General features: G+C 49.4%; 9 protein-coding genes and 2 tRNA genes. All 11 read left to right on the forward strand.

Annotation, left to right across the window (positions count from 1 at the left end; genetic code table 11):
• Nucleotides 1-71: 71 nt before the first annotated feature.
• The 11 genes from HWQ67_RS07780 (at nt 72) to HWQ67_RS07830 (ending at nt 9635) form a co-directional block, all read left to right on the forward strand.
• A complete protein-coding gene (locus HWQ67_RS07780; RefSeq protein WP_218252119.1) occupies nt 72-2219 on the forward strand; it encodes a hypothetical protein in 2148 nt (715 codons plus the stop codon).
• Between the two features lie 12 nt (nt 2220-2231).
• Nucleotides 2232-3275, forward strand: coding sequence for a hypothetical protein (locus HWQ67_RS07785; RefSeq protein WP_218252120.1), 1044 nt, complete (start codon nt 2232-2234; stop codon nt 3273-3275).
• Entirely contained in the window at nt 3263-3787 is a 525-nt protein-coding gene (locus HWQ67_RS07790) for a hypothetical protein (RefSeq protein ID WP_218252121.1), read from the forward strand. Before HWQ67_RS07785 ends, HWQ67_RS07790 begins: the two co-directional genes overlap by 13 nt.
• Before the next feature lie 363 nt (nt 3788-4150).
• Nucleotides 4151-5536: an NADPH-dependent glutamate synthase gene (gene gltA / locus HWQ67_RS07795; RefSeq protein ID WP_218252122.1), complete on the forward strand. Its 1386-nt coding sequence runs from the start codon at nt 4151-4153 to the stop codon at nt 5534-5536.
• Nucleotides 5537-5552: 16 nt separating this feature from the next.
• Nucleotides 5553-6059, forward strand: a complete 507-nt coding sequence (locus HWQ67_RS07800) for a 3-isopropylmalate dehydratase small subunit (RefSeq protein ID WP_255317170.1) — start codon at nt 5553-5555, stop codon at nt 6057-6059.
• A gap of 83 nt (nt 6060-6142) precedes the next feature.
• A tRNA-Lys gene (locus tag HWQ67_RS07805) sits at nt 6143-6215 on the forward strand.
• Nucleotides 6216-6221: 6 nt separating this feature from the next.
• Nucleotides 6222-6299 (forward strand) — tRNA-Glu (locus HWQ67_RS07810).
• Between the two features lie 409 nt (nt 6300-6708).
• The gene (locus HWQ67_RS07815; protein WP_218252123.1) at nt 6709-8025 is read left to right on the forward strand and encodes a GAF domain-containing SpoIIE family protein phosphatase; all 1317 of its coding nucleotides are present in this window, start codon (nt 6709-6711) and stop codon (nt 8023-8025) included.
• A gap of 7 nt (nt 8026-8032) precedes the next feature.
• Nucleotides 8033-8506, forward strand: a complete 474-nt coding sequence (locus HWQ67_RS07820) for an ATP-binding protein (RefSeq protein ID WP_218252124.1) — start codon at nt 8033-8035, stop codon at nt 8504-8506.
• A gap of 9 nt (nt 8507-8515) precedes the next feature.
• The gene (locus HWQ67_RS07825) at nt 8516-8845 is read left to right on the forward strand and encodes an STAS domain-containing protein (RefSeq protein ID WP_218252125.1); all 330 of its coding nucleotides are present in this window, start codon (nt 8516-8518) and stop codon (nt 8843-8845) included.
• Nucleotides 8829-9635, forward strand: a complete 807-nt coding sequence (locus HWQ67_RS07830) for an MlaE family ABC transporter permease (RefSeq protein ID WP_218252126.1) — start codon at nt 8829-8831, stop codon at nt 9633-9635. Before HWQ67_RS07825 ends, HWQ67_RS07830 begins: the two co-directional genes overlap by 17 nt.
• The last annotated feature ends 129 nt before the right edge of the window (nt 9636-9764 follow it).

Genomic DNA, 9764 nt, shown 5'->3' on the forward strand with positions numbered 1-9764 from the left:
GGTCAACTTCGACGAACTCATGAATCGGCAAAAGCGTTTCGATAAGTACGAAAAAGTAGCGATCAAGAAATATGGCCGGTAACGGCACAAGGCACATCAACACGCTCAAACTTGTAAGCGGCGGGGGGGTTGAGGGTGTGAAAGGTGTGTTGAGGGGTTGGGGGGTAGTCGTTGCATCTCTGGTGGTGTGCGTTTGTCTGTTGGGGTGCGATAGTCCTAAGAAGGCGGAGATTTTCTTGCAGGTAGGGCATGCTGGTAGTGTAAATTCGATAAGTTACAGTCCTGATGGTCGGTTTATTGCATCAGGAAGTGGAGATAAAACAGTAAAGATATGGGATGCCTCTACGGGGGCATTGATTCTGACCCTCTCGGGGCATACGGACTTTGTACGCTCAGTAAGTTACAGTCCTGATGGTCGGTTTATTGCTTCGGGAAGTGGGGATAACACAGTAAAGATATGGAATGCCTCTACGGGGGGCTTGATTTGGACTCTCGCTGGGCATACTAACAGTGTATCCTCAGTAAGTTACAGTCCTGATGGTCGGTTTATTGCTTCGGGAAGTGGGGATAACACAATCAGAATCGCAGATGCCAACACCGGAAGCCTGACAATGACCATCGCTCTCTTACCCGCTAACGAATGGTTGACCTTCAACGCCGATAACCTCTTCTATGCGTCATCGCTGCAGGGTGACGAATACGCAGCCGTCCGTTTCGACAACGCCCTATGGCCAGTATACCCCCTGAAATACTACCGCAAGGAACTGCAACGTCCCGATGCGGTGAAACTCTTCGGCCAGCCTCAACCCAAGATAAAGCCTAAGTGGGACACAAGGGAGAATAAGGGGCTGTGGATTGCCCTCTTCAGCACTATAGCGTTATTGGTGCTGGTAGCCGGATGGTACCTCAGATACAGGGTCTACAGCAAGAAAAAGATAGGCAGCCTGTCAAAAGAGCGGGATAAATATTCGCAGGAGGTAAAGACCAAGGACGAGAGACTGGCCGAAAAGACGCTTGAGTCAGACCGCTTAAAAAACGCAGGGAAGACTGAGATTACCGCACCATACCACCCCATAGACAACCCCTACCGCCCGGGGCCTCCACTGACTACCGGCCATGTGTCGTTTGTCGGCAGAGAGGAACAGTTTAACGAGGTCATCGCCGGAACTACAAAAATAGCCGGCCACTGTTTCATTGTCACAGGGGAGCGCAGGGTCGGAAAGACCTCCTTTGTCTACGCCCTGAAGGAGAAACTCGATGCCGGGATAAGACATGCCTTTGTGGATATTCAAGGTCTGACGGGGAGGTCTACCGCCGGTTTATTCTATGAACTCTCAACCTCATTGTGCGATGCTGCAGGGATTGAGTTCAATTTGGCATTAGGTGATTTTAAGAAAAACCCCTTTGATGCATTTGCCGGTGTCTTAAAAGGGCTGGAAAAAGTACTGGGCGACACCCGAATACTGTTGATCATTGACGAGTTTGAAGTACTGCAAGATCAGATCGATAAAAATATATGGCCGGAGGAGGTCCTTCACGTAATCAGGGGGATAATCCAGCACAGGAAATGCTTTATCGTGATGTTCTGCGGCACCTACAGGCTGCACAAGCTAAGGAGTGATCAGTGGGGGATTCTGTTTGGCATTGCCCACACGATAAAGATGGACGCCCTCCCAAAGACGGACGCCGAGCAGTTGATCCGCCTCTGCAAAATAGACATCAGCACCGCCGCCGTTGAAAGAATCCTCGCATTTACCGGCAGTCACCCCTACTACCTGCAGATCGTATCCTCAACGATGATCAACCACCTCAATAACGTAAAGCGCCTCAACGTCATTGACGCCGACTTGACCGTCATCTTCAGGAAGTGCATGGAGGGCGACCTGGAAAATGCCCTGGATTACATCTGGAGTGGCGTCTTGGGCGAAAACGCAACCGGACGTCTGCTTCTGTCGCTCCTTTCGGGTCTGCACCCGGAACCGGCGCAGTGGATCGGCATGGACGACATCAAGGAAGGCTGCAAGAAGTTCTGCGACGCAAAGACCCTCCATGCCACGTTGGAGGAGCTTGCAGGCAGGCAGTTGATCGTTGCTCGTGCGAGTGCGGAGAAGAAGGACTTCGATTACCGCTGCAAGACGGGGATGCTGCATCAGTGGCTCAGGGAACGCAAGCCGTTTCAAAATACCTTTGAGATAGAGTATAATAAAGGTAAGACTTAGAAGGATAAGGTTATGAATCCATTTTTAGACACAACGGCATATATAAAGAATGCTGACAGATTTTTTCCACGTCAACGGGAGATCAAAGAGATTACCGAGCGTTTGCAAAAGAAGGTGCCTTGTTCGGTGGTCGGTCCAAGGCGTATCGGGAAGTCGTCGCTGCTATATTACGTAAAACTGACAGGTCTTGGATTAAGCAATTACAAGCCCGTGTATATAGACTGTATGGAGGTACTCAAAAATCCCGAAGTGTTTTTACAAGAGATTGGTAATGAATTAAACATCGGAGTGTCTGAGACAGATGATATCGAGAAACTCTTGATCAAACTTAATAAGTACCTGAAAGATGAAACAAGCGAGACCCCGTTGTTGCTGCTTGATGAGATTGAAGTTATAGCAATACCAAAATTTGGGGATATCTTTAATTGGCTGCGAGCCAAGACCTCTGCCGGGGCGCTTAATATCGTCACAGCCTCCCAAAAGGAATTGTGTGAGGTCTTTGGCAAGAAAGACGATGTGGGGTCAGCGTTTCACAACATATTCGTGTCAATCCCCCTGGGGATGATGCAGGAGTCTGAGGTTCGGGCAATGCTCAGTAAGCTGGGTTCTCCTGAGTTCGAGGCAACATGCGGTAGTCGCATAATCCATAAGGTCGGTACGCATCCGTTTCACGTCCAGCAGTTGGCGAAATGCTGCTATGACAGATGGGAAGCTAATAAACCCTTTGACAATAACACCTGGCAGCAGATACTTGCGGACTTTAACCGTAATCCGGAAGTACATGATAACTACGTATCGGAACCAAAACCTAAGATTACAGACAATGGCAGACGTATATTAGAGTACCTGAACAAGTATGGTGAGGCAAAGAAACCACGTATCGCCGTAACACTCAGGTTGGTTCCTTCAGAGATGCAAGAAGCAATTATGAAACTTCAAAGTGATAACCTTGTCGAATTAAGGAGCACTGAAAGGGATTGGGTGCAGAGATTTGGGATTACTGAGAAGGGGAGAAGAATTACGGAAGACCTTATGAATACAGTATGTCAGAGTTAGGATTTCAAATTGCATTAACAGCGTTCCTGTCCCTAATCGTTTCATCAATAGATTTGTTTCGAGACTACAAGGAAGAAACTTTGAATAAGGCGTGGATATGGGTGCTTTTTTATCTTGCACTAAATATCGGCGCCAGTGTTTTTGTCTTTGTAGTTTCACTTAACGCTGATGTAACTATTAGTATGAGCAAAAATAGAATATCTTTAAGCGAAATTAATGAATGGGTTAAGTCTGTATTTTGTGGAATGTTCTTATTGTTTATTTTAAAATCAAGACTATTTATGATTAAAATCGGTAAAAGTAACGATGTAATTAATCCTGAATATCGTTTCCAACAAATAGTCAACATCATTAAGCTTAAAATTGCCGAGAGAGGTCTGAGTGGTAATCTTGAAAAGATGCAAAGATTATTGGTGAGTTTGAGTGTAGATGAACTTATTAACGGTGCTAATCTCATAATCAGAGTCGATGAATTATGGCAATATTCAGATAAAAAAAGCAATCTGCAATAGAGAATCTGAATAAAATCAACAAAATAAAGGATGAACGAAAAAAGAAAGAATCTCTGTGTAAATTTATATTTGACTTTGGAGGCGAAATTGCTCCTGAAGAATTATTCGTAGAAAGAATGTTATCATATAAAAAATGGAGAGATTTAATTGTTTTTCTGGAACAAAGATCAGATAGTTTTTCACACGAAGATATATCTTATATAAATAAACTTCGTGAAGACCACATGAAAGTAGAAACTTTGGAATTAAAGAATGACAATAAAGACGAAATTATAGAGCTTATATTTAAACATTATACTCATTCGGAAATATTTGAGTTTCTTAACAAATGAATTACTGTAATGTATAGGATACTGAAGGAATATGGCAGATAAGAACCCAAAGCACATCAACACTATCAAACCGACCAGGACGCCCCCTGAGCACCAGGATGCACACGTCCGGGCCAAGAATTTCAATGAGGTCACCATCGGCTACAACGAGGCACTGGCCCTGCAGGAGGCCGACCGGTGTATGCAATGCACCAAACCGGGATGTTCCAGGGGCTGTCCCGTGGGGATCGACATCCGGGGGTTTATAGACCTGGTATCGAAGCGGGATTACCGTGGCGCCTACAGCCTGATCACGGAGGCCAATCTGTTTCCGGCGATCTGCGGACGCGTCTGTCCACAGGAGCTACAATGTGAGGCTAACTGCGTGGTAGGCAAGAAGCTCCAGCCCGTTGCAATCGGACTCCTGGAGAAGTTTGTCGGCGACACTGCCCAGGCAAACGACTGGAAAAGGCATCACGAAATCACCGCAAACGGCAAGAAGGCCGCAATCGTCGGTTCCGGACCGGCAGGACTGGCCTGTGCCTCGGACCTGGCAAAGGCCGGTGTCAAGGTGGTTGTGTTTGAGGCACTGCACCGTCCAGGTGGCGTGCTCATGTACGGGATTCCCGAGTTCAGGCTGCCCAAGCAGGTCGTCCTCAGGGAGATCGACAACCTCAAAGACCTCGGCGTTACCATAAAGACCAACAAGGTCATCGGCAAGTTGCACACGATTACCGAGCTGCTGGACAAGCACGCCTACGATGCGGTCTTTATCGCAAGCGGGGCCGGTTATCCCATGGGACTCGGTGTGAAAGGAGAGCTGCTAAACGGCGTGATGTCGGCCAACGAGTTCCTGACGCGTGTCAACCTCATGCACGGCTACGATTTTCCACGCCACGACACCCCCGTTGGTATCGGACGCAACATAGCCGTCATTGGTTGCGGCAACACCGCAATGGATGCCGCACGCGTTGCCATGAGGCTCAACACCAAAAACGTCTATATCGTTTACAGGAGATCGATGAAGGACAGTCCCGCCCGCAGGGAAGAGTTGAAACACGCAATCGAAGAGGGTGTGCAGTTTTACTGGGAAACACATCCCGTGGAGATACTTGCATCAGCCGACGGTTGGCTCACCGGCATGAAGTGCACCAGTGGAGGTGAGGACTTCATCCTGGACGTTGATACGGTCATCTATGCCCTGGGCACAATGGCAAACCCCATAATAGCACGCTCAACCCCAGCCCTCAGAACGGATGAAAGAGGCTACATAGTGGTTGACCAACAGACGCAAATGACCTCCATCCCCGGAGTCTTTGCCGGTGGGGATATCTCCAAGGCCCCCGGCTCCTTTACCACGGTCATCCACGCCATGCAGACGGGACGACGTGCCGCACAGGGAATTTTAGACTATATCGCACAAAAGGCTGACAAATAAATTCAAGGAGGCAATTATGCAATTAAAGGGTAAGGTGTGGAAGTTTGGCAGGGACATCGATACGGATGCAATCATACCGGCGAGGTATCTCAACACGGCAGACCCGGTTGAGCTGGCAAGGCACGTCATGGAGGATGCCGATAAGGATTTCCCGACGAAGGTCAGAGCAGGGGATGTGATCGTGGCAGGGGCTAACTTTGGGTGTGGTTCGTCGAGGGAACATGCGCCCATAGCCTTAAAGGCATCGGGCCTGAGTGCGATAGTGGCGGGGAGCTTTGCGCGGATATTTTACCGAAACGCCTTTAACATTGGTCTGCCGATCTTTGAATCCCCCGAGGCCGTCAGTCAGATCAAAGAGGGCGACGTTATCGAAATCGACACCGTCACCGGAGTTATCTCAAACACGATCACAGGCGTTCAGTATCAGGCCAAGCCGATCCCGCCGTTCATGGAGGAGCTTATCAACGCCGGTGGCCTGATCCAGTGGACGCGTAACCAATTGGGGCTTGTATTGGGCGGGTAATTTAAAATTAAATTGTCCCGTTAAAAAAACACTGTTGACATCGGCAAAAATCTCCTGTATAATAACGGAATTGAGCTTGGTTTGAGCCGCTAGCTCAGTAGGTAGAGCACCGCCCTTTTAAGGCGGGCGTCCTGGGTTCGACTCCCAGGCGGCTCACATGGAGTCCCCATCGTCTAGCCCGGCCTAGGACATCGGCCTTTCACGTCGGTAACACGGGTTCGAATCCCGTTGGGGACGCCAACTTCACCCCCCTCCTCAACAAAGTGTCAGCGTCCGGCGAAAGGGCGCTCGGCAGAACAGGTGTCCGGTGAAACAGGTGCCCGGTGAAACAGATGATAAGTCGCATAGAGACAGTAAGATAGTGGTTCCTGTAAATATTTTTGTGATTACAGTGTTAAGCATTATGGGGTCAAGGGGTCAGCGCCCCCCCGGCATAAAAGAGGTCAGCGAGGGGTCAGCGACCCCCGGCATAAAAGGGGCGAGCCGCCCCTTTCTTTCTTGTATGCAGGCAATTTTGATACCCGAAAAAACTCGAATCCGATCAGTATATAGCACAATGTGTTTATTGTTGCCAAATATCATGCCTGAAAAAACCTGTGTATTTTCAGTATACTAAAGAATGTCTGCAATATGATATAATAATTGCGAAATGGCATCTGATACCAAAGAAATCCGTGTAAATGAGACATACCTCAGGACGTTGGAGCGAAGGGTTGATGATCTTCAGACGCTCATAGAGGTTTCGACGATCATATCCTCTACGCTTGACTTTAACAAGCTGATTTCGCTGGTCATGGATAAGGCGAAAAACGTGATGAATGCCGAGGCATGTTCTATTCTGCTCTACAACAAGCAGACAAACAAGCTGGAGTTTGCATATGCGATAAGCAAGGAAACGGCCACGGCAAATGTTTTATCGACCCCCTTCACACTTGATATGGGTCAGGGGGTGGCAGGGTGGGTTGCGCAGACCCTGCAGACGGTAATCATCGAAGACGTCACTACGGACGAGAGGTTTTTTGAGGAGACCGACAGGTTTTCGGGGTTTACCACAAAGAGCCTCATTGCAGTTGCGCTTGTGGGCAGAGGCGGGCTGATTGGTGTTGCCGAAATCCTCAATCCCAGGGACAAGCACTGCTTCTGTCAGTATGACGAGGAGCTGTTTAGCTCGCTGTGCCGGCAGATAACCATTGCCATAGAAAATGCCATGTTTTACCACGAATCCCTCGAAATGGAGAAGGTCAGACAGGAGCTTGAAATAGCGTCAGTGTTGCAGAAGAGTTTTCTGCCGGATACTTCGGTGTTCAGGCGTGGGGCTGTCGAGGTTCGTGCTGTCAACATCCCTGCCGAGCAGGTCGGAGGCGACATCTATGACTTCATAGAGCCTGTGGGGGGAAAAGTTGGCATCTTTGTTGGCGATGTTTCGGGCAAGGGGGTGTCGGCTGCCATGTACATGGCAAAGATTATAAGCGACTTCAGGTACAATGCCCGTCTTGAAGACTCCCCCGACGTTGTCCTGGGTAATCTCAACGCCGCATTACTCAAAGGGCCACTGGGGATGTTTGTCACGGCTGTGTATCTGATCATAGACGTATCCACGGGCGCCGTCAACATCTCAAACGGAGGCCATCCCCCGTTTTTGCTGGCCAGAGACAACAAGATAACCGTGATAGACCCCCCCGGCGGTCCACCGCTGGGCATCATAGCGGCAAAGTATCCCTTGACCTCCATGACCCTCAACAGGGGCGACAGACTGCTGTTGATAACCGACGGCGTCTTTGACACAAAGAACCGCCTTGGACAGCGTCTTGGCTTTGACGCCCTGGTAGCAGCACTCAACCGGACAGACAACGCCCCTTACGCACAGGGCCTCATTGATTATGTCGTCGATTATGTCAACAAATTTGCAGAGGGCACCAGAACCAGAGTCGATGACCTGACACTGGTTGAATTAAGGTATTGTTAGAGGTATAATGATGAAGGAACATCCGGCAACAGACACTTTGATGAAAGAACGGGTATTGTTAAGGATTCCGTCACACCCCATGTACCTCTGCGTTGTGCGTGCGGTGGCGGTGCTCACGGCGGAGTTGTGCGGCCTGCGCAACCAGGACGTCGAGGATGTCCGACACGCCGTCGATGAGGCCTGTTCAAACGTCATAAGACACGCCTACAAGGGGGATACGCAGCGACAGATCGTTATAGGCTTCCGATGTCTCAGTGACTCGGCCGACGACTCCAAAGTGGATGCCTTTGAGGTCACCATCGAGGATGACGGAGCCAAGACCCGCCCCCAAGATCTCACACAGAGGAGTCTCGATGAGGTCAGGGCAGGCGGCCTTGGCCTGCATATCATCAACAAGGCATTTGGCTCCGTTACCTACGACGAAAACAAACAGGAAGGAAACCGCTTAATACTTGTCAGAACCATAAGGAGAAACCCATAAGGAGAAACAATGAAAGTTGAACTAACAGACCACCAGGGCATCATAGTGGTAAGCCCCTCGGGGGAGATCGACATGTACTCATCCCCTGAGTTAAGGAAACAGTTGCTGTCACTTATCAAGAAGAAAAGCACGCCGATAATCGTGGCCTTGCGCAACGTCACCTACATAGACAGCTCAGGGATAGCGACCTTCGTCGAGGCCCTCAAGAAAATGATGCCCTATAAGGGCAAACTCAAGATAACGGATATCCCTGAGTCGATCATGCGGATATTTAATTTTTCCAAGCTCGACAAGGTCTTTGAGATGTATGACAGCATAGACGATGCCATTAAGAGTTGAAAACCTCTTTGGTCTCATAGGTCGCAAGACCTTATCTGTGCTCGATAACCTGCACGAGATCGCCTGCCTGATCAATGACGTCTTTTACTGGACGCTGATATCGCCCCTGAGAGGGAAACGCATACGGTTTTCGGCAGTGATAACCGAGCTTGTCAGAACCGGCTACAACGCCATCCCGATAGTGGTGGTGATAGCGTTTTTTGTGGGTGTGATCCTTGCGCTTCAATCGGCGTATCAGTTGAGGAGGTTTGGCGCCCTGATCTATGTTGCAGACCTCGTGGGCGTTTCCATCACACGAGAGCTGGGACCAATCATAACGGCCATCATAGTGGCAGGCAGGAGCGGGTCTGCCTTTGCCGCCGAAATCGGTTCGATGAAAGCCGCCGAAGAGGTCGATGCCCTCAACACAATGGGCATAAACCCCGTGCGATTCCTTGTTGTACCGAAACTCATTGCCCTGATGCTAATGCAGCCGGCCCTTACTGCCTTCTTTGACCTGATTGGCATGATTGGGGGCTTCCTGCTCGCCATCACCATCCTGGAGATATATCCCTACAGCTACTACGTCGAAACAATCAACGCCCTTTCCATCAAAGACCTGTTAACGGGCCTTGTCAAGGCATGGGCCTTTGGGGTCGTCATCACACTGGTGGGGGCCTATCATGGCTTTAAGGTAAAGGCCGGGGCCGAAGAGGTCGGTATGCGCACAACAGCTTCCGTGGTTTCGGCCATCTTCCTGGTAATATTCTTTGACTTTTTCTTTACAACCCTGTTTTACTATTTCTTGTAGGTGTCTTGAATATCCCTAAGAAAGAAGGGGGCGGCTCTGCCCCCCCTCAGACCCCCCTGCAAGGGGACCAGTCCCCTTGACCCCTTCCTGCGAAAGCTTTTAACATGCTTTTTTTTAGATGATACAAAA

Source organism: Candidatus Magnetobacterium casense, from assembly GCF_019173545.1.
Lineage (GTDB): Bacteria > Nitrospirota > Thermodesulfovibrionia > Thermodesulfovibrionales > Magnetobacteriaceae > Magnetobacterium > Magnetobacterium cryptolimnobacter.

Bases quoted from the DNA above. Each gene is read 5' to 3' on its own strand.
- HWQ67_RS07815 (WP_218252123.1), top strand. From the start codon at position 6,709: ATGGCATCTGATACCAAAGAAATCCGTGTAAATGAGACATACCTCAGG.
- gltA (WP_218252122.1), top strand. From the start codon at position 4,151: ATGGCAGATAAGAACCCAAAGCACATCAACACTATCAAACCGACCAGG.
- HWQ67_RS07790 (WP_218252121.1), top strand. From the start codon at position 3,263: ATGTCAGAGTTAGGATTTCAAATTGCATTAACAGCGTTCCTGTCCCTA.
- HWQ67_RS07820 (WP_218252124.1), top strand. From the start codon at position 8,033: ATGATGAAGGAACATCCGGCAACAGACACTTTGATGAAAGAACGGGTA.
- HWQ67_RS07800 (WP_255317170.1), top strand. From the start codon at position 5,553: ATGCAATTAAAGGGTAAGGTGTGGAAGTTTGGCAGGGACATCGATACG.
- HWQ67_RS07830 (WP_218252126.1), top strand. From the start codon at position 8,829: ATGCCATTAAGAGTTGAAAACCTCTTTGGTCTCATAGGTCGCAAGACC.
- HWQ67_RS07780 (WP_218252119.1), top strand. From the start codon at position 72: ATGGCCGGTAACGGCACAAGGCACATCAACACGCTCAAACTTGTAAGC.
- HWQ67_RS07785 (WP_218252120.1), top strand. From the start codon at position 2,232: ATGAATCCATTTTTAGACACAACGGCATATATAAAGAATGCTGACAGA.
- HWQ67_RS07825 (WP_218252125.1), top strand. From the start codon at position 8,516: ATGAAAGTTGAACTAACAGACCACCAGGGCATCATAGTGGTAAGCCCC.